The organism is Psychrobacter sp. NZS113, from assembly GCF_015864825.1.
Lineage (GTDB): Bacteria > Pseudomonadota > Gammaproteobacteria > Pseudomonadales > Moraxellaceae > Psychrobacter.
The window spans coordinates 258,870-279,632 of the sequence record NZ_JADYWL010000003.1 but is presented as its reverse complement, the minus strand read 5'-3'; the positions used below and the strand labels follow the sequence as shown (position 1 = coordinate 279,632).

General features: G+C 42.3%; 16 protein-coding genes and 1 pseudogene. 8 read left to right on the top strand and 9 right to left on the bottom strand.

The window, feature by feature from the left end; translation table 11 throughout:
- Nucleotides 1–239: 239 nt before the first annotated feature.
- The 3 genes from I6E61_RS06185 (at nucleotide 240) to I6E61_RS06175 (ending at nucleotide 3,386) form a co-directional block, all read left to right on the top strand.
- Nucleotides 240–1,619: a PLP-dependent aminotransferase family protein gene (locus tag I6E61_RS06185; RefSeq protein WP_197131536.1), complete on the top strand. Its 1,380-nt coding sequence runs from the start codon at nucleotides 240–242 to the stop codon at nucleotides 1,617–1,619.
- A gap of 603 nt (nucleotides 1,620–2,222) precedes the next feature.
- A complete protein-coding gene (locus tag I6E61_RS06180) occupies nucleotides 2,223–2,681 on the top strand; it encodes a hypothetical protein (protein WP_197131534.1) in 459 nt (152 codons plus the stop codon).
- A 159-nt stretch (nucleotides 2,682–2,840) separates the two neighbouring features.
- Nucleotides 2,841–3,386, top strand: coding sequence for a hypothetical protein (locus I6E61_RS06175; protein ID WP_197131532.1), 546 nt, complete (start codon nucleotides 2,841–2,843; stop codon nucleotides 3,384–3,386).
- A gap of 231 nt (nucleotides 3,387–3,617) precedes the next feature.
- On the opposite strand, the gene I6E61_RS06170 is transcribed toward I6E61_RS06175, so the two are convergent.
- Nucleotides 3,618–4,340, bottom strand: a complete 723-nt coding sequence (locus I6E61_RS06170) for a Bax inhibitor-1/YccA family protein (protein ID WP_110922643.1) — start codon at nucleotides 4,338–4,340, stop codon at nucleotides 3,618–3,620.
- A gap of 302 nt (nucleotides 4,341–4,642) precedes the next feature.
- Here I6E61_RS06170 and I6E61_RS06165 point away from each other — a divergent pair, with 302 nt between their 5' ends.
- Both I6E61_RS06165 and I6E61_RS06160 read left to right on the top strand, forming a co-directional pair.
- Nucleotides 4,643–5,650 (top strand): NAD(+) kinase, encoded by a 1,008-nt coding sequence (locus tag I6E61_RS06165; protein ID WP_181416247.1) that lies wholly within the window; start codon nucleotides 4,643–4,645, stop codon nucleotides 5,648–5,650.
- A 67-nt stretch (nucleotides 5,651–5,717) separates the two neighbouring features.
- Nucleotides 5,718–6,029, top strand: a complete 312-nt coding sequence (locus I6E61_RS06160; protein ID WP_197131530.1) for a YeaC family protein — start codon at nucleotides 5,718–5,720, stop codon at nucleotides 6,027–6,029.
- Between the two features lie 77 nt (nucleotides 6,030–6,106).
- Here I6E61_RS06160 and I6E61_RS06155 read toward each other — a convergent pair whose 3' ends face one another.
- From I6E61_RS06155 to I6E61_RS06135, 5 genes and pseudogenes are all read right to left on the bottom strand, one after another.
- Entirely contained in the window at nucleotides 6,107–6,481 is a 375-nt protein-coding gene (locus I6E61_RS06155) for a HopJ type III effector protein (protein ID WP_110922646.1), read from the bottom strand.
- Nucleotides 6,482–6,604: 123 nt separating this feature from the next.
- A pseudogene (gene csrA / locus I6E61_RS06150) lies at nucleotides 6,605–6,772 on the bottom strand (carbon storage regulator CsrA); the annotation flags it as partial.
- A 404-nt stretch (nucleotides 6,773–7,176) separates the two neighbouring features.
- Complete coding sequence (locus I6E61_RS06145) at nucleotides 7,177–8,463, bottom strand: aspartate kinase (protein ID WP_110922647.1); 1,287 nt, start codon at nucleotides 8,461–8,463, stop codon at nucleotides 7,177–7,179.
- Nucleotides 8,464–8,807: 344 nt separating this feature from the next.
- On the bottom strand, nucleotides 8,808–11,480 hold the full coding sequence (gene alaS, locus I6E61_RS06140) for an alanine--tRNA ligase (protein ID WP_197131528.1): 2,673 nt from the start codon (nucleotides 11,478–11,480) through the stop codon (nucleotides 8,808–8,810).
- A gap of 380 nt (nucleotides 11,481–11,860) precedes the next feature.
- Nucleotides 11,861–13,663 carry a TIGR00341 family protein gene (locus I6E61_RS06135; RefSeq protein ID WP_197131525.1) on the bottom strand — a complete coding sequence of 601 codons (1,803 nt, stop codon included), beginning with the start codon at nucleotides 13,661–13,663 and terminating at the stop codon, nucleotides 11,861–11,863.
- Nucleotides 13,664–13,951: 288 nt separating this feature from the next.
- On the opposite strand from I6E61_RS06135, the gene I6E61_RS06130 reads away from it, so the two are divergent.
- Nucleotides 13,952–14,164, top strand: a complete 213-nt coding sequence (locus I6E61_RS06130; RefSeq protein ID WP_197131522.1) for a hypothetical protein — start codon at nucleotides 13,952–13,954, stop codon at nucleotides 14,162–14,164.
- Nucleotides 14,165–14,270: 106 nt separating this feature from the next.
- Here I6E61_RS06130 and I6E61_RS06125 read toward each other — a convergent pair whose 3' ends face one another.
- Nucleotides 14,271–15,623 (bottom strand): L,D-transpeptidase family protein, encoded by a 1,353-nt coding sequence (locus I6E61_RS06125; protein ID WP_227685704.1) that lies wholly within the window; start codon nucleotides 15,621–15,623, stop codon nucleotides 14,271–14,273.
- Between the two features lie 355 nt (nucleotides 15,624–15,978).
- Here I6E61_RS06125 and prmB point away from each other — a divergent pair, with 355 nt between their 5' ends.
- Entirely contained in the window at nucleotides 15,979–17,145 is a 1,167-nt protein-coding gene (gene prmB / locus I6E61_RS06120; RefSeq protein ID WP_197131519.1) for a 50S ribosomal protein L3 N(5)-glutamine methyltransferase, read from the top strand.
- 114 nt (nucleotides 17,146–17,259) lie between these two features.
- Nucleotides 17,260–18,363, top strand: a complete 1,104-nt coding sequence (gene aroC, locus I6E61_RS06115; RefSeq protein WP_197131516.1) for a chorismate synthase — start codon at nucleotides 17,260–17,262, stop codon at nucleotides 18,361–18,363.
- Nucleotides 18,364–18,546: 183 nt separating this feature from the next.
- Here aroC and I6E61_RS06110 read toward each other — a convergent pair whose 3' ends face one another.
- Complete coding sequence (locus I6E61_RS06110) at nucleotides 18,547–18,777, bottom strand: hypothetical protein (RefSeq protein ID WP_197131500.1); 231 nt, start codon at nucleotides 18,775–18,777, stop codon at nucleotides 18,547–18,549.
- Between the two features lie 114 nt (nucleotides 18,778–18,891).
- A complete protein-coding gene (gene creC, locus I6E61_RS06105) occupies nucleotides 18,892–20,709 on the bottom strand; it encodes a two-component system sensor histidine kinase CreC (RefSeq protein ID WP_197131497.1) in 1,818 nt (605 codons plus the stop codon).
- Nucleotides 20,710–20,763 lie beyond the last annotated feature (54 nt).

Below are 20,763 nucleotides of genomic sequence, written 5' to 3'. Positions count from 1 at the left end.
GTTGAATTGACTGAGGTTAGTGCGATTCACAATAGAATCACACCTACCTCTACATCGTTTACGTTCAATGATTAAAACAAAAGCGCAGTAGGTTATCTATATACAATCCAGTACAATTAGACAGAACTGTTTGGTCTATAGAACCGATACAGTTCGAAAATCAAATCAATATATTGTCTCATCTGCAATTTTGAGACAAGACATCCATAGAAGCTGACCTACCAAAAACAGTAAAAAATATGAATAAGAAGCTAACACGTATCGAAGTTGTCATGGCTGACGTAAAAGAGAAAATAGCGACCGTTATCTATATGCCAGAATCACGTCTGCCGTCTGTACGGGCAGCCGCTAAAAGCTATGGATTCTCGCCATCTACCGTGGTTGAAGCCTACGAGCGCCTGCAAACGGAGGGAATTATCTACTCTCGACCTGGTGCAGGGTTTTATGTGGCAGAGACGACGGCACCGCTATCATTGACAGATATAGCGCCAAAAATTGACCGAGTGGTAGATCCATTGTGGGTATCACGGCAGTCGCTGGAGCCACCCGATGGTGCGCTGAAACCAGGCTGCGGTTGGCTACCAGCGGATTGGCTGTTTGAAGCAGGTATGCGCCGTGGTCTACGAAATGTGGCAAAGGCTGACGCGTCCATTATCAGTGAATATGCAACGCCGCTAGGACTGTTAGCATTGCGCCAACTACTCACGCGGCGTATGGCAGGATTGAGTATCAATGCAGAACCGTCACAGATAATACTGACGGATTCGGGCACTCAAGCGATAGATTTGATTTTTCGATTTTTACTGACACCAGGTGATACGGTCGTCGTCGATGATCCTTGTTATTTTAACTTTCGAGCACAACTGCTAGCTCATCGAGTCAAAGTGGTTGGCGTCCCTTATATGCCAAACGGGCCAGATGTAGAGGCCTTTGCAGCGATTTTAGATGAGCATAAGCCGCGCCTGTACATTACCAACGCTGCTATTCACAATCCTACTGGCGCAACGTTATCACCTGCCACGGCATACCGTGTATTACAGTTGGGCCAAGCGGCTGGTTTGTACATTATCGAAGACGATATTTTTGCAGACTTTGAAGTTAAGCCTGCAGCGAGATTGGCAGCTTTGGATGGGTTATCACGAGTATTCTATATCGGCAGTTTTTCTAAAACGTTATCCGCATCCCTACGCTGTGGTTATATTGCAGCGCCTATGGAATGGGTCGAGAGCTTGGTAGATTTAAAGATAGCGACTGGTTTTGGTGGCAGTCAGTTAGCAGCGGCGGTTGTGTTCTCAGCGTTGACTGATAGCGGCTACCGTAAGCATATGAATGATATCCATATTCGGCTGGCAAGCGCGCGTACTCATACGCTACCAAGACTGGCTAAATTAGGCATCGTACCGTGGCTGCTTCCACAAGCAGGTATGTTCCTATGGTGCCGATTGCCTGAGAATAACAATGCGACCGAATTGGCCAATCGCTGTTTATCAAAAGGTGTGGTATTGGCACCGGGCAATGTTTTTAGTCAGTCGGACAATGCTGAAAACTTTATGCGGTTCAATGTGGCACAGATGAATCATTCAAAAGTTTTCGAGGTGTTGGCTCAATCGATGACTTAGTGCGCTGCCTAAATATCAAGTGGTTAATATGAAACCTATGATAAGGGGGTATAAGTTGCCTTGTTTCTCAATATTTCAACTTTTATATGATGTTTTTTAAACGAATTTAAACTTTTGAGTTTAAGCAATTTTCGCCTCAAGTATTAGTTTGCTTGAGGTTTTTTTGTGCCTGCTGTGTCTGCTCAAATGCCTTTTTTGTATAGGCCTTTTCTTTTAATCTTCTTTACTAAAACTTCTACGCATCAAATTTCCGCCTTACGGGTGTATATCTTGTGGATGAAAATCATAGAATCAACAATATATTAGCAAGCAATCCTTTTGTAATGTTAGTAAATAAAAAAGTAAATTTTTGTTGCGATAATATTGCTGTTGCATTAGTATCTTCGAATTATACTAAACAATTGTTATTGCCGCAGTGAGTCTGTTATTAGCAATAACTTGTCGCAGATGACTACTATGCGCAGACTAATAATTTAATGATCGACCAGTTATCTTTATAACTAATACCCCTTCTCTTGAGTAAGACATATGCTTGGATTCAAAATAAAGCGAAAACTAGACTTTTACCTAAGCGTATCTCTATTTGTATTTATACTAATAAGTATGACTACAAAATATGCTGGTATAGGATTCCCTAAAGAAGTCTCCCTCTTTTACACGACAGGTATTTTAGGTCTTCATGACAATATGCGTCACACTAAACACCTAACGCTTGATAATGTCGCGGGTAAAACAGAGACTCAAGTTTTTGCATGCGGTTATTCATTTTTTGATAACGGAAGAAGTAGTAATTGTGGTAACAGTTCTTATAAACCCTATCTAAATAAAGAAGCGACCATAGGATGGTATATACAAGATAAGTTTTTAATATTCAAAAACAATGTACCTCAAGTGGTAACTGTAGAAGTCGATGATAAGGTGATTATTAGTTACACGGATACTCTCAGAAAAATAAATAGCAAGAATAAACTTTATAGATTTATGATTTTATTTGCTTTTCCATTTTCAGTGTTTATGTACTGGCTATTTAGTAAAGTGGGTAAAAAACCGATTAGTAGTTAATGAATAAACACTTCATCACATTGGGTAGCGATTAGGGAAGGGCAAATACTTAGCTCGTAAACTGTTGCAAGATCAAAAGTCATTACAACAAAGAAAAACTCATTATTTTGGGGGATTTCTCAAAATGACGTGTTAGATAACTTTTATAAGAAATAATTTATGTTCAAAAATCTCAGAAAATTTAGCGATTTATCGAAATCTCAAAAAATTCATATCGTTATTCTCTTATTAACATTATTTTTTTTCCCATCGAAACTTCTTTTAGAGTGGAGTGGTAGAAATTTTCCTTTAAAGTCCGAGCTGCATTATAGTGAAGGGATATTAGACTATGAAGGGTTTGGCGTCACTCTAAAATCTATAGAAGAACCTAGTAAAGATATTGTTTTTAGTTGCCATTATACAGCTTTCACGACTAGAGATTCTGGCAGTTGTATGGATCGTAAGAATATTGAACCTTATTTAGATAAACCTGCAAAGATAGGCTGGTATTTTCAACCCGATTTTTTAGGGTTTAGTAATGATTTCCCACAGCTAGTAACCTTGGAAGTTGAGGGGGATCAGAAAAGATATTATAAAAAAACATTAAAATTTACTAAAGATGCAAACATGATTTTTTTAGGCATAACTTTATTTATAAATATTTTTTGGTTATGGATTTTTATGAAAATTGTTTATCCAAAAGACGTAATTTACGAAGAAAAATAATTTCCAAAGCACATTAAAGTCAGATACTCATAGCTAGTTTGAATGATAGATAGCCCTATAAAAAGTAAGAAACTCATTGACGCTCATTTTTTACTTTATTTAGTGAGTATATTGTAAGAATATCATCACATTCTTAGTTGTGAACCAGTATTTACTTTGACCCGTAAAAAAACCGCCTTTAATAAAAGACGGTTTTTTTGTATTAGCTTACTATTAGACAGTCTATTTATACTAGTCTTGTAGATAGCTTAATAGGCGCATAAATTCAATGTACATCCACACTAGTGTGGCAAGTATACCAATACTGAATAGCCACTCGTAGTCTTCTGAGATGCCCATTGCCACACCGCGGTCGATATTATCGAAGTCTAATAGCAGTGTGAAAGAAGCAATAACAATAACGAATAAGCTAAAGCCAATAGCGATAACGCCACCTTCAAACAAGAAAGGTAAGCTTGAGCCAAATGCTAAAGAAAGTACCCATTGAGCTACATAAACCAACATGATGGCGATAACGGCTGAGGTCACGATTGAACGGAACTTTTGAGTAACTTTCACCAGACCCGAACGATATAGCCCTAACATAACGGCTGCTGTGACAAAGGTTGCACACATAGCAGTCACTGGCACGCTTGGATACATTCTCATAAAGAACAGTGAAATGCCGCCTAAAAATATACCTTCTAGTAGTGCATAAGGTACAGCTAAAGTTTTAGCTTTTTGTGGCTTAAAAGTGATGAAAAGAGCGAGAACGAATGCAGCAATCATGCTACCAAAGGCTGCCATCGTGATAAAACCCTGCGATAGACCTGCCATAAGGGCATAAAAGAAAAAACCCACACCAGTGATAGCTGATAGCCCAAGTAATAGACTGGTCTTTTGAATAACGCCCTTGACCGTCATTGGATTCCCGCCGATCGCAAGTTCTGCGCGACTGACAATAGGATTGGCCATATATATGTCCCTAATAATAAAATATAAATGAGTTAGATAACAGCTACTTTAGCAAATCCGCCATTATTGTCAACTGTGTTTGCGTGACGGCCATAAAGGCCTCACGACATTCTGCAGTTGCTTATAGAATTATAATAATGTGATGCTGTGTAGCTAAATAAACACGTTTAAAAGTAACGTATGATGGCTTTTATATGGGGTCGATTACGACAGTTAACAACGATAATTCATAAACATGCTAGTCTAAGCGCTCATTTATCGCTATCATTACCTAGTATTTTACCGTTATACCGAGCCGTTTTATGGAAAACTCAGCGCAGTCAGCCAGATTGCCACACTTACATGAGTCAGAGCTGTTTCACGCTATCAAAAACCCTGCTTTTAGGCGTATCGGATTGATGGGCCGTGCAGGCAAGCGTAGTGTCACCCAAAGCCTCGTGCAGATTGCCCAAACGATCAATGATATGAATCTCACATTGATTATGGATGTAAAGACAGCCAACTTACCAACATTGAATCTCACTGAGATTGAAAAAGTTAAAATCGTTAAGCGCAGTCTAATCGGTGAAATTTGCGACTTAGTCATCGTTGTCGGTGGGGATGGGTCTATATTGCATGCTGCCGAAGCTTTGGCACGTTACCGTGTTCCTGTGCTGGGCGTTAACCGTGGTCGGCTTGGGTTTTTGGCAGATGTAAAGCCTGATGAGGCGGCGTTTAAGCTACGCCAAGTCTTGATGGGTGATTACCAGCTAGATCATCGGTTCCTGTTGACCATGGAGATACGAGAAGGTCGTAAGATTATCCACGAAGACATGGCGCTCAACGACATCGTATTACATGCTGGTAAATCCGTACACATGATTGATTTTCAGATGAAAATTGACGAGCATGATGTGTACAGACAGCATAGTGATGGCTTGATAGCGGCGACACCGACTGGATCTACCGCTTACGCACTGTCAGGTGGTGGCCCTATTATTCATCCAAGTATGGATGCGATCTGTCTAGTGCCTATGCACCCGCATACGCTATCTAGCAGGCCTATTGTGGTCAGTGGCAATAGTGAGGTGTGTATTCGTATTCACGAAGACAATCGCACGCAGCCGATGGTCAGTGCAGATGGTAAGCCGAGTGTACCACTTGAACAAGAGCAGCGGCTCTATATTCGCAAGCACCCTGATAAGCTCACACTATTGCATCCACCAGGGTTTGACTTTTATGAAGCTTGTCGTACAAAGTTGCACTGGAACGTCCATGCTGAAGAATTCAGTCTGGATGTCGATGATGATATTATGGATGATGACGAATAAGTGCATCCGTTATATAAAAACGTTATATAGAATATGCTATAAAAAATAGTAGTGGAGAGTAGATAAGATGGATAAGCAAACAATATTGGCAAGTTTGACGCTAGAAGTGGCTGATAAGTTTCGTATGGCGATTGAGATAGGTAAGTGGCCTGATGGACGTAAGCTAACCGCTGAACAGCGTGAAACCTGTATGCAAGCCATCATGGTTTGGGAGCATGAGCACCTACCACCTGCTGAGCGTACTGGCTACATTCACAAACCAGTAAAAGACGATGGGTCTGTCGTTGGAGCAGAATGTGATGTTGAGCATGAGCACCATTATCCTAATATGCCGAACCCTAAAGGGGCTGTGCAACCTGTCAAGTTTCGTGATAAATAAGCATTTATTATCGATGTAGATCACAATAAAAAAGCCACGCTATATATAGCGTGGCTTTTTTATTGCTTGATGGTTTATTAAAGTGCAGTCGTATCGACGCTAGGGCGTACTGTTAGTGGGTTTTTTTGCATCAAAAACCCTTGCCAACCCCAATGTAAAAAATTACGAATATTGGCATGATCGGTACCATTAGGGGTTGCTTGAACTTTGGCATAATGCTCACCGAATAGTTTTAGCGTGTCTAATTGATCCAGACCATGGAGCTTAGCAAAGCCAAAAATCTTTGCACTGCCTTCATTTTCACCAGCTGCATTATGTACCATGCCATTAACAAAAGGGGCAGGTGCATAACGATAAAAATCATCAATAAAACTGATGACATCATTGAATCCAATGGCTTTTTTATTCAAACCATTAAGTAGAGCCGATATGTCTGATTGGCGAATACTCATAAATAAATGACCTCAGAGCAGATTAGAAAAGTGAAAATATATCGATTAGCGATTAAAATAGTCTTCGTCATCGAAAGAAGGCGCAAAACTGCCTTGCTCAAGATGTTGCATTTGCGACTGTACAGAACGCTCATGCTGAATACGTTGATAAATCTCTTCGCGGTGTACGGCAATATCTTTAGGTGCATTTACACCGATACGTACTTGATTGCCTTTGACACCTAGGACAGTCACACTGACCTCATCACCAATCATTAGCGTTTCGCCCACGCGGCGTGTCAAAATTAACATGCGTCACACTCCTTATGTCGCATCAACAAATTATTACTCATTAGATTACTTCTCAATTGCAGGACATCACCGCAGCACTAAACATACTATATATCGGCATAACTAAAATAATTAACGTAGTGCCAAGGGCGGTGATGATAGGTAGATTCATTTAGCCCAAATGAAAGCCCATTATAGGGGGCATGGCAGAGACTGTCACGAGTTTTCACAAAACTATTAGGTAACTACTAACGTCAGCAATAATAAAAAATAAAATAGGATCTCAAGAGACCCTATTTAATTGAACGTATTATTGACTGTTATTAGTAACCCATGAGTGGTAACTGCGCCAGCCAAATCTATTATTGTTAATTAAAATAATAGTCCAGTCACTATAAAGAACACATCAGGATTATAGATGGCTATTATAGCCCAGCGATTTTACTTTCGCCATCTTCGCGATCCAAACCAAATGCAGTATGTAATGATTTAACCGCTTTTTCTAAATGCTGGTCTTGAATCAGTACAGAGACTTTGATTTCACTGGTCGATATCATTTGGATATTGATGTTGTTTTCAGCGAGCGTCTGGAACATAAGACTAGCGACGCCAGCGTGCGAGCGCATGCCAACACCCACTAGTGAGACTTTGACGACTTCACTATTACCTAAGACTTCTTTTGCACCAATCTCGTCTTTGACTTCTTCATTCAGCACTTTCATGGTTTTGTCTAAATCAGAGCGATTGACGGTAAAAGTGAAGTCAGTTGTGCCATTGGTCGAGAGGTTTTGTACGATCATATCGATTTCGATATTGGCGCGTCCAATCGGGCTCAAGATAGCAGAGGCAATACCAGGGTGATCAGGTACACCGCGCACTACAATTTTTGCTTCGTCTCGGTTAAAGGCGATACCTGAGATGATTGCCTGTTCCATACTATCTCCTTCGTCTATCGTAATTAAGGTGCCGACATTGTCTTGAAATTCTTGGTCAAAGCTACCGTCTGTGTTTTCATCAAAGCTAGATAGTACACGCAAAGGCACACCATATTTACCAGCGAACTCTACGGAACGAATCTGTAGAATTTTAGAGCCAAGACTTGCCATCTCAAGCATTTCTTCAAAGGTAATTTTTTCAAGTTTCTTAGCTTTTGAGGTGACACGAGGGTCAGTGGTGTAGACGCCATCAACATCGGTATAGATTTGACATTCATCCGCGCCCAAAGCAGCCGCAATAGCGACGCCAGTAGTATCAGAGCCACCGCGCCCTAATGTGGTCGCGTTGCCTTCTTCATCAATACCTTGGAAGCCTGCGACGATGACAATATTGCCAGCATCTAACTGCTCACGAATATTTTTATCATCGATGCTTTCGATACGGGCTTTATTGTGGGCGCTATCCGTCTTAATCGCGACTTGACGGCCAGTAAATGAACGCGCACCGATACCAAGCTCTTTAATCGCCATCGCGAGCAATGAGATAGAGACCTGCTCACCTGTCGAAACCATTTGGTCGTATTCACGAGGATCAGGCTGAGTGCTAATTTGGCGAGCCAGATCGATCAAACGGTTGGTTTCGCCGCTCATGGCAGATACCACAACGACCACTTGATGACCATTGTCATGCCAGCGTTTGACTCGTTTGGCGACGTTTTTGATGCGGTCGATACTGCCCATCGAGGTGCCGCCGTATTTCTGTACTATTAACGCCATAAAAATCTACCTATTATTCATTAATGGCCTTTTGTTATCATCAATGAGAGCCAATGTCGCCATGTGACGCTCAATCAATGTTTGCATAGACAAAGCCGTATTATAAGAGTTGCGCCCTATGCCTTTCATTTATTCAATGGTGCTTTAATGGTACTTATATTCAATAGTGCTTAGCAGTTAATGAATGAACAATGTGTTCAAACGTTGACCTTTATATCATATCTACGTCACCACGTTAAGTGCTAGTGCGGCTTAGACGTATGGCGATTGGTTATAACGGTTATAACCAATCACGTATTGTACATTTTAGGATGCAGCGTTTTGCTCAGTTGGCTCTCTAGTATCTAGCCAAGCTGGTCTGCAATCCAAGCAGGTAGGGCATCGATGACTACTGCACTGTTACCAGATTTCGGTGCGCCGCCTTGAGCATAGTCAGGCTTACCGCCACCTTTACCACCAAGCTCGCCCGCCAAGTGACGAATGATATCACCCGCTTTTACTTTCGCTATGACAGATTTCGCCACACTGGCTGCTAGGGCTAACTGATCGTCTTTATCACCCACCAATACAATCACACTGTCTGGAAGTTTCGATTTGATATCATCCATCAGCGTACGGATTGACTTACCATCGATACCGCTCAACATACTGATAAGTACAGGCGTACCTGCGATAGTCTGCACGTCGTCGAGTAAGTTGGCTGCTTGGGCACTGGCGATTTTTTGTTGCAGGCGCTCTAGTTGTTTTTCTAGATCGCGTTGCTTATCTGCCATGGTACGTACACGCTGTGCAACTTCAGGGCGTTTTACTTTAAGCTGACTGGCAAGCTCGCTCAATTGTTGCTCGCTTTGCTGAATGTTTTTGACCGCATTCATGCCAGTAACGGCTTCAATACGGCGAATACCAGCAGCAATGCCTGACTCGCTCGTGATTTTCAACAGTCCAATATCACCAGTACGCTGTACATGCAAACCGCCACACAGCTCGATAGAGAAGGGCTTGCGTTGACCATCTACGATACTATCTGCACCCATGGTAAGCACGCGAACCTCACTGCCGTACTTTTCGCCAAATAGTGCCATTGCACCGTTTTTCATGGCTTCATCAATCGACATGTTCTCGATACGGGCAGGGGTGTTGGCTTGGATTTGCTCATTGACGAGACGTTCGATACGGCTGATTTCGGCAATACTAACGGGTCTATCATAGGAGAAATCAAAACGTAATACTTCGCTTGATACTAGCGAGCCTTTTTGCGTGACCGCGTCGCCCAATACTTCTCTGAGCGCTGCGTGTAATAGGTGAGTAGCCGAGTGGTTTTTGGCACTCGCCGCACGGATACTAGAAAGTACTTGTGCATCAGCCACTTGCTTAACATTAATCTCACCCATGGTGACAACACCATAGTGAATAATGGCTTGACCAGATTTTTTGGTATCTTGAACTTCAAAGACACCGGATGCGGTACGAATTTCGCCCAGCTCACCAACCTGACCACCACCTTCGGCATAAAATGGGGTACGGTCAAGTACCACCACACCTTCCATACCTTCATTTAAGCTGTCTGCTGAATTGCCGTCTTGATAAAGCGCATCAATCGTCACGCCGTCTTCTTCAAGTTGCTCATAACCAATAAAGGTCGTCGGCGTCTCTACTTGAATGACGCTGCTATAATCGACATCGAACTTACCGGCATCACGCGCACGCTCACGTTGTGCTTGCATGTGCTCATCGAACTCAGCTTCATTGATAACAATACCGCGTTCACGAGTGATGTCAGCGGTCAAATCAAGTGGGAAGCCATAAGTGTCATACAGTTTAAAGGCTGCTTCACCAGATAGCGTATCACCATCTTGCAACCCTTCAAGTTCGCTGGCAAGCAAACGTAATCCTTGCGCTAGTGTCTTGGCAAACTGTGTCTCTTCTTTTTGAATGGCATTTTCAATAGCGCTTTGCTTATCTTTTAGCTCAGGATAGGCATGGCCCATTTCGGCAACCAATGGTGCGACCATCTTATAGAAAAAGTCACCATCTGCACCCAGCTTGTTACCATGGCGCACCGCACGGCGGATTACACGGCGTAGCACATAGCCACGGCCTTCGTTACTTGGTGTGACACCATCAGCAATCAAAAAGGCAACGGCACGAATGTGATCGGCGATGACTTTCAATGATGATTGCTGTTCATTGTCAATTTCTAAAATCTCAGCTGCCGCATCCATCAAATGGATAAACAAATCGATCTCGTAGTTGCCATGGACGCCTTGCATGATGGCACTAATACGCTCAAGACCCATACCTGTATCTACGCTAGGTGCTGGTAGTGGTAATAACGTACCGTCTTTTTGACGGTTGAACTGCATAAATACACAGTTCCAAATCTCGATATAGCGGTCACCATCTTCTTCAGGCGTGCCCGGTAGGCCGCCCTCGATATCTGCACCATGATCATAGAAGACTTCGGTACAAGGACCACAAGGACCTGTGTCGCCCATCGTCCAAAAGTTATCTGACGCATACGGCGCGCCTTTATTATCACCAATACGAATGATGCGCTCACTTGGAATACCGATGTTCTTGTTCCAAATATCAAAAGCTTCATCATCGGTTTCATAAATGGTGACATAGAGACGGTCTTTATCAATCGCTAACCAGTCACTCGATGTCAAAAACTCCCAAATATACTCAATACCGGCTTGCTTAAAGTAATCGCCAAACGAGAAGTTACCCAACATTTCAAAGAACGTATGATGCCGGGCAGTGTAGCCAACATTATCTAAGTCATTGTGTTTACCGCCAGCACGTACGCACTTTTGCGAGGACACAGCACGTGTATAGTCACGTGGCTCCATGCCCAAAAACGTCTCTTTAAACTGATTCATACCGGCATTGGTGAATAGCAATGTCGGATCGTTATGCGGAATCAGACTAGATGATGGGACTGTAGTATGCTGCTTGCTTATGAAAAAATCGATAAAGGCTTGGCGAATATCGGCTGAGCGAAATGGCTGGCTCACAGCGGCTCCTTACTGACGGATAGAATTGAGTAGATTAAGTAAAATAATTTTGCAAGCGATTTTAGCACAAACGCCCAAGCTCTTGGTACAAGAGTTACAACTGCAAGGTTATTCTGTGCATATATAGGCAATACTATATAGTCGATTCAATTTAAAAGTAGTACAAGGCAACCGAGTGTAGATGTATATGTGATACTTCAAGCGAGGTTAACGCTGTAATACCTTTATAGTGGAATGGCTATATCAGCCAAATAGCGTGTCAGGATTGTTAATTCTGCTATTGGTAGTGCTTTCACTTGCCTCCATGATTGTATTAAAATTATCTTGAGCTGACTATAGCCAGTATTTTAAAGCATTACAAAATCTGGCTCGCAAATGAATTAGTTGGTCAAAATTGCTGCATCAGTCTCGTCTAATTTATCTTGTATGAGTGGATTGGACTCGATTACTTGTACTGGTAAGTAGCGCAGTTGTAGTTTAATGGGTAAGTATTTGGGAAAGTTTGTCGCCATATCTTGGGTAATTGCTAATTCGATTTGACGGACATCGTATGAGCTAGGCGTTGTCTCCCCGCGAATAACAGCACGTACGACTTGGTTGTCATCGACGGTGTCGAATTGGGTGTTGGTTAGCACGTTGCCCTTATCAATAAAATAGCTATTGATGGTCTCTTTGACATTACTCTCAAATACTTGCTGCTTAGCATTGGTCTGTAGATTGATGGTCAAATAAGTACCCAAGCCACCTAACAATAATAAAGTCACGGCATTACGTCGCAAAAAAGTTAAGTAGGTTTTTGATTTATAGTCGTCATCAACCAAACGTCGAAACCCTAGCAGCCAAAGCACCAATGCATTGGTAAATTGAATCGCAATAATGTTGGTGATGGCTAATAAAAATGCACCGAGTCCGAGCTGTAGCTCACCATTAGCCAATAAAATACCACTAGCAGCAAGTGGTGGCACCAGTGCTGTGGCAACGGCTACGCCCACAACGGCAACCGAGAGATGCGGCGAAACCATCGCATAAGCACCAGCAGTACCACCTGCTAGAGCAATCATTAAGTCCATGGATGTTGGCTGAGTACGCGATAGTATTTCTGCTGTTAAAGGCTGATCTTTGTGTAGCCAGCCCACGATAAAGCCAACCAATATCACCAATGATACACCAATTAGCATGGTAATAAGCGACCTACGCAGTAGCGGCATACGGTGGTCAATAATGGCCAATGCGACACCAGTAATCGGTCCTAGCATCATGGCAACCAGCATGGCGCCAATGACTACCGCTGCTGAGTTGGTCACCAGCCCATAACTGGCAATGATGGCAGACAGTATATTCATGATGAAATACATTTTACTAGGCAGTGCGTTTGCTTCAATCCTGACACGTACTTCTGGATAATCTACCTTTTGATTGCTAAATTGTTCAGCAACAAACTGCTTATAAGACTCCAGTTTGGCTTCTTTTTGTTCTTTAACTTCTTCCTCTTGCGCTTCTTGATCGTTCGCCTCATCTTTGACAGCGTCTTTTACAGTATCCTCTATATTTTTCTGACCGTCTGGTTTTGTGCCAGTTTCAGGCTTATTTGCAATAGTGTTTGTTGATTCGTTGACGGATTGCTCTATATTCGTATTATTTTTTATTGAGCTGTCTTCTATATCACTATCAGAAACCGTTACTTCAGCGTCGGCTTCCTCTTGAGAGGTTTGCTTAGTGCTGTCAGTATCATCCTGAATTTGCTTTGTCGCTTCAGGATTTTCTAGGTGGGTATGTTCAATATCGGTATTATTTGAAACTGCTTCAGTCTCTGGTGTTAAGTTTTCAGTAGAGGATTGTATTTTATCTTCAGACGTTTCAGACTCGGATATTGTGGTATCAGGTGTCTCTAATGTCGCAACTGCTATGTCTGGGCTGACCGACTCTATGATTACTTTTGCTTCAGGATTTTGTGTATCTGCCATCTCCTTATCTAATTCATTTTCATCATGATGCTCTGATTTCTCTGAATTCTCTGAATGCTCTGAATGCTCTGAAGATTCAGCATCTTTTGGGATACTGTCTGGCTCAGAGTTATCAGTCTCATTTTCGACCATAGCTTGTTCTTTTGTAGATTTAGTCATCGCTAATGAGTCTTTGGTAGTACTCGTGTTATTAGACGGTTTTTCTTTAGATGAGGTCATAGCAGGTAACTTTCTTAAAAAGTAAAAGAAAGTCGTTATTGTAATGATAAATAGAGGAAGGTATAGGAGTTTTTTGCGAACAAGAAGGGAAGTTAGTCGGTAACTGATAACAACTGAAAGATAATGTTTATGATATTGAGACTACTAGAATAAAACCTTAATATTAACATGGCTTTTGTTCTAGATCATCTGTTATGGCTACTCTGCGGGTCTATATTAAATACTTACTTTTTTTGTGGGTTTGGTGTATAAAGGTAATATATCCACAATAAAAGTAAGGAGTATCTTATGAACTGGCCATTATTTTCTGTAATTTATTCAATAGCTGCAACGGTTACTATTGGTGTGTTTATAGTTGCCACGCTAGTCACAGGTTTTAATGAGATAGGGCATGTGCAAATAGCAGTCGCATTAGGGATTTTGGTATCTATCCCAGCAGGATTATTCTTTACCAAAAAAGTCGGTAGTATCACTGGCAATGAGCAAGGGTATAAAGTGTAAGATATATTCAGGACGTTCAACTATCATTGATAGTCAGACATAAAAAAAGACCTTGAACTATATCAAGGTCTTTTTTGGTCACTATATTGGTCATTACAATAGAGAGTTATTGAAGTTCGACCACTGCGCCATTCTCAACATTGGCATAAACCTCTAGCACATCCCAGTTGGTCAAACGAACACAACCTGCTGACCCTTGGCGACTGATGCCTTCAGGTACTGGTGAACCATGTAAACCATAAGAAGGTTTAGACAGTCCCATCCAAACAACGCCTACTGGGTTATTTGGTCCTGGTGCGATCATATGTACTTTCTTCTGAGCACCTTCACCGACTGTTGACTTATACCAAGGCATTTTTACTTTATTGATAATCTTAAACGTACCTTTTGGTGAAGGTGTAGCAGCACTACCGACAGTCGTCGGATAGGTAGCAACCAGCTTGTCACCATTGTATGCATACAGGGTTTGGTCTGCTTTGTTAGCAACAATACGGTTGATACGTTGGTTAAGCTCGCCACGGTTGTTCAATACAGTGATAGTTTCACCGACCTTGTACTCTTTGTTCTTATTCAACTTATCAAGGTAGCGTACGTCCATGTGGAAACGTTCGCCGAGCATCTCTTTGATGTCTTGATAATAAAGACCTTTCATTTTTGACTTGGCTTCTGAACCAGAAGGGGTAGTCGCAAAGTTGGTATCAAGATCTGCTTTAGTTAGCGTATAGGTGACCAGTACGGGCTTATTAGCAGGAATGTTTTTGATCAAAGCATCCCATGTTTTTTGGTCCATTTTACCGTTAGCAGTCAAACCTTTCATGGTTTGAAAGTTGACAAGAGCTTTTTTACTGTTCATACCCCAACCACCATCGATAGGACCAGGAGATGCATGGTTCCAATCCAGTAATGCCTGCATCTTGATAGTCATCGCCGAGTTGACTTTCATATTTGGTGACCAGACAGCACTATTCACTTGCTTGGCATAGTTTGATAGGTTCAGAGTAGTGTGTTTTTTACCATCTTTGTCTTCGATATTTTTGATGGTAGGATCATCACTGAAGTCTTGACGTTTTTCGTTCTCAGGCAATTCAAAAGAAAGTGGGTCAGATGAATCGATCGATGAGAGATCGCTAGGAGCAGCAACCGCTTGACCTTCACTTATATCGTCAGTACGATCAGCCTGCTCATCTTTACGCATCAGCTCAGCTGCGCTCATATTATCAGGCGCCGCTGCTTCTGTCTGTGCTTCCTTTGAATCGATTAGCTGCGTCATGTTGTCAGTCGCTGTACGACTGTCTAACGAGTTGCTGCGATTTTCTTGCACATTAAGGCTAACTTTTTTCGCAAGCGAATCCGCTGTACGTACTGGCAATGTGCGAGTCGTATCGGCAGTGGCAGCAATGGCACTAACGCTAACAGCAGCGATAGAAAGGGCGGTAATAATAGGCTTTATTTTCATCATGTTGAATCACTTGTAGTTGGTACTAATGTGGCTATTATGCGCATAATTTGAATGCTTCGCAAACTTTAGACACATCTTTTTTCATTTAATGCTTGCTAAACGTCAACTGCTGACGTATTCACTACAGTTGGGTAATAACTTAGCGAGAGTTTATATAGGGTGATAGCCCATTATAGGACTCAAGCCTCTTACATTTTTCATTATTTCTATAAACACAAAAATGCAAATATTGGCGCTACTTAGTGTTTATGGCTATAATGTATAATTAGAATACTAATTAATAGATTGGCTTTTATTAGAAGCGATTTAACCCACCCACATGTCGTCAACGAACATGTAATCAGCAAGGTATGATATGTCAGAAGACCAAACAATGAGCGCAGAAGAGTTTCAAAACCAGTACTTCAATGACGATAGTCTAGAAGAGGATATGGCGTTTGATTTGGAGTCTGGGCTTCTCGGTGAGGACGATCAATTTGCCAATTTGCATGCAGAGCTAGAAGAAGCGAGAGAGCAGCTCGTCAGTATTCGCGATTTCATTCGTTTTTCAGTCACTCAACTACGCAATTATGATGTGGTTGTCGCCCAAGGTACTACCGATGAATTCGCAGAGGCATCCGCCATTGTATTGCATTCATTATCGCTAGACTGGTCAGCAAATGAGCAGATTCTTGACTGTCGCTTGACGACGTCAGAGAAGCAGTTGGTGCTAAGTTTGCTAGAAGAGCGCATCGCTGAACGTAAGCCACTCAGTTACTTGATTAACTTATCATACTTCTGTGATTTGCCTTTTTATGTCGATGAGCGTGTTTTGATTCCACGTTCACCGATAGCAGAGTTGATTCGTCAGCAGTTTCATCCTTACTTTGAGGTGACTGAATTGGCTAAGCCTCTGGGTACTAGCCCTAATGAGCAAGGCGCAGCATTTTATGATCATGGTCTAGACGTCAAGCAACTGTCACAGCCTGAGCGTATTTTGGATATGTGTACTGGTTCTGGCTGTATCGCTATCGCGCTTGCGACCCGTTTCGTCGATGCATTGGTTGATGCTGTCGATATCGATAAAGGTGCGCTAGAAGTAGCAATGGTCAACGTTGATCATCATGACCTTGGTCATCAAGTGAATGTGATTGAGTCTAATCTATTTGCGAAGATACCTGCTGAAAACCAGTATGAGCTCATCGTGACCAACCCGCCGTATGTCGATGCAGCTATCATGGCTGACTTGCCACCTGAGTTTTTATATGAGCCTGAGCATGCACTAGCTGCTGGTCAAGATGGACTAGATTTGGTACATCGTATCTTGTTTGAAGCACCTGACTATCTAAGCCCAGAAGGTCTGCTAATCTGCGAAGTGGGCGATAGCGAATGGGCATTAAAACAAGCCTATCCTGAAATCCAGCTTGACTGGTTGAAATTTGCCCACGGCGGTCATGGTGTTTTTGCGATTACCTATGACGAGCTTATGACCCATCGTCAGTTGTTTGCTTCTTATGTACAGCTATTAGACAGCATTCAATAGTCAAATATGGGTCGTGATTGGGTACGGATTATCATAACAATCCGCCACTTTCGTTACAGTCACAAACGATGAATAAAATAAGCATAAGTTGCGTTTACTTATTTAAGGATAGATATGGCAGGCAATAGTATCGGACAGGTTTTCACTGTCACTACGTGTGGAGAGTCGCATGGCGCAGGCCTTATGGCTATCGTCGATGGCGTGCCACCTGGTTTGGTTTTATCTGAAGAAGATTTGCAAGTAGATTTAGATCGTCGCAAACCAGGCACGTCTAAGTATTCGACTCAGCGCCGTGAATCTGATGAAGTTGAAATTATCTCTGGCGTATTTGAAGGTAAAACGACCGGTACGTCTATTGGCCTACTGATTCGTAATACCAATCAAAAATCCAAAGACTATAGCGAGATTAAAGATACTTTTCGTCCAGGTCATGCTGACTATACTTATAGTATGAAATATGGCTTTCGCGATTATCGTGGCGGTGGTCGTTCATCAGCACGCGAGACGGCGATGCGCGTCGCGGCTGGTGCTATTGCAAAGAAATATCTACAAGACCGTCTAGGCGTGCAAGTCCGTGGTCATGTGACCCAGATTGGCAATGAATATAGTAACGTCACAGATGCTAGCCAAATTGATTGGGAATTCGTAAATAGCAATCCATTCTTTTGTGCTGACAAAGAAGCGGTGACTCGTTTTGAGTCATTAATCGATAACTTGCGCCGTGAAGGCACTAGTTGCGGTGCGCGTCTAGAAGTTATCGCAAGCGGAGTCCCTGTAGGACTTGGTGAGCCAGTATTTGATCGATTAGATGCAGATATTGCTCATGCCATGATGAGTATCAATGCGGTAAAAGGCGTTGAAGTTGGTGACGGTATGGCAGTGGCTGGGCAGTTCGGTCATAGCTCTCGTGATGAGCTAACGCCAGACGGTTTCACTGCCAATCATGCTGGCGGTATTTTGGGCGGCATCTCATCCGGGCAAGACATTCGTGTCAGTATTGCCCTGAAGCCAACGTCTAGTATTACCACCGCTGGCAAGAGTATCAACACGCAAGGTGAGTCGATCGATATGCTGACCAAGGGTCGTCATGATCCGTGTGTTGGTGTCCGTGCCACGCCTATCGCAGAAGCTATGCTAGCGATTGTGTTGCTTGATCATTATTTGCGTCATCGTGGTCAAAACGGCGATGTAAAGCAGCCGGTAGAGTCGATTACATAGCTTTAGTGTTAGTAGCAACACTAGCACCAGCACCAGTAGCAGTATTTTTATCGTAATGTGATTGAAAAAGTCCTGCGCTGGCTCTAATGATTTCTGATTAGAGTTAGCACAGGGCTTTTTTATGGATGAGTATAAAGTTCTTAAATTGGTGGGTTGCTATCTGATGTAGAGTTGAATAAGTGCTTAAGCTGCTATTTGATAAGCATCAATTGCCACACACCGTTGATGGCGAAACACCAATAACACCTGCTGACTGGGAATAGCGAGCCAGTATCCAAATTCAATACTATCAATGCTTTGATTTGACAAAATCTGTGCGCAATGATGACGACTATATCCTAGCAAGCTCTCAATCAATTGACTTTCGATAAGCTTGTTATTAACAATATGGTTGGTAATAAGTGTGTGTTGCATCGTATTTCTATCCTTAATCTGTCTTACGAATTTGAATAACGCTATCGTAAGACAATGAGATAGAAAACCTGTGTAGGAATGATGGAAGTTTAATGAATTATATTTATCTGAATTTTATTCGCGAGCTAAAGGCAGCGTAATGCTAACCATCACACCAGAGTGTGGATATTTAACAGCGCTACTCTCGCCATTTTCAGAACCTTCATTACTATGCACGTTTTTAATCGCAACATGGCCTCCATGATGTTCAATCACTTGTTTTACTAACGTTAAACCAAGGCCAGTGCCTTTTTTGAGAGTGTTGCCAGAGGTGCTAGGCTGTTGTTGTTTAGCTTCTGTGATTAAGTCTTTATTGAGTGGTGTCTCTGATGACTGGTTGGGCTGGCTTGCTGCGTTATAAGTGGCTTGGCTCTGATGCGATAAACTAAAATAGCGGTCGAAGGCTTTTTTCACGGCATAGTCGGGTAGTAATTTGCCATCGTTAAATATATCAATAGTCACTGTCTGCACTGTATTGTGGATATAAATATTGACCGTGCTTTCAGCAAAATGAATGGCATTATCCAATACGTTCTGTAGCACTTGTACCAACCAGAACTGATCAGCAAAGACACTGGTATTTGCCAATATATTCGGCTGCAAACTTGTGGTGTCAGTGAAGCGTGCATCATCGATATAGATTTCAATAGGTGCTAAAAGCTGCTGCTGCAATTTAGCGGTATTATTTTTTGCAAGGGTTTGTAGTAACGGTAATAGAGGCGTCAGCTGTTGGTTTAGCTTAAAAGTTGGTTGCTCAATTTTGGCAAGTAACAGTAATCGATCGATGAGCTGCTGCATTTTTATGCTCTGTTCACCGATAGTTTGGATAAGCATCTGCCGATCTTCAATGTCTAATGCGCTACTATCAAGACCATCATCCTCTAACAATTCACTGCTGGCACGAATTGCGGTCAACGGGCTTTTCAACTCATGGGTGAGGGTATGGACATAGTCAGTCACATAAGATCGGTTTTCCAATCGATGTTTCATGGATTCAATCGTATCTGTCAGGCTATTGAGCTCATGTCCTAAGTAAAAATAGGGTTTTTTGGTATCCTCAGCCAGCGCACTGGTATATTGGGTAACTAACGTGATGCTTTGCTTAAGCCACCACGCTACCAGTCCTGCCAATATCAGGGCAGCGATACTCATGAACAGTGCCGTGATGAGCATACGATTGCGCGTATCATCCAAATAAGGCAATACGCTAGCGACAGGCTTACCGACGCTGACGATGCCAATCAGATTGCCAGCAGCATCTTTTATAGGCTGCGCCACATACATAATAGTGCCATCGCGCTGATGATGGTCTCGCGTCGTACTTCTTGCGCCATATTGACCTTGTAGGGTCAAGTAGACATCGTTCCAACGACTATAGTCTTGCCCCTCATCGTTGTCAGGGTAAGGCAGAGAGTCATATATAACCTTGCCAGAGCGGTCTGTGACGTATATTCGAAAACTGCTATAGCTTTTATTTTTATAGTCGGGCTCTCTGGTTTTATTCGTCGCTGGCGTGCCAATAAATGCTGAATCCAGTCTTGCTTGATAAGCCTCCTCATATAGCTGCCCAGACGATAATGGCACCTGCAAGCTGACCGCGAGCAATTTACTGGTATCTAATAGCGTGTCTTCGATGACTTGCTGCGCTGTCGGTTTGACGTAGCCAAATAGTTGAGTAAATACAACCACACCGCAAATGGTTAATACCAAAGCAACGGCCAACCAAATTCTAAAAAATATACTCAGATTTAGTAGTCGTTTTGGCTCAGTCGTTTGCTGCGCGGTGCCAATAGGATGTAACTTTGCATACCAGTTACTTTGATTAGCATGAGTATGGTGGTTAACGCTATTATTAGCGTGGTTATCAACGATATCATTCGCTTTATTGGTCATATTTTTATCAGTGTTGCTTGCAGTTATAGAAAGTCAGTACTAAGTAAAATATAG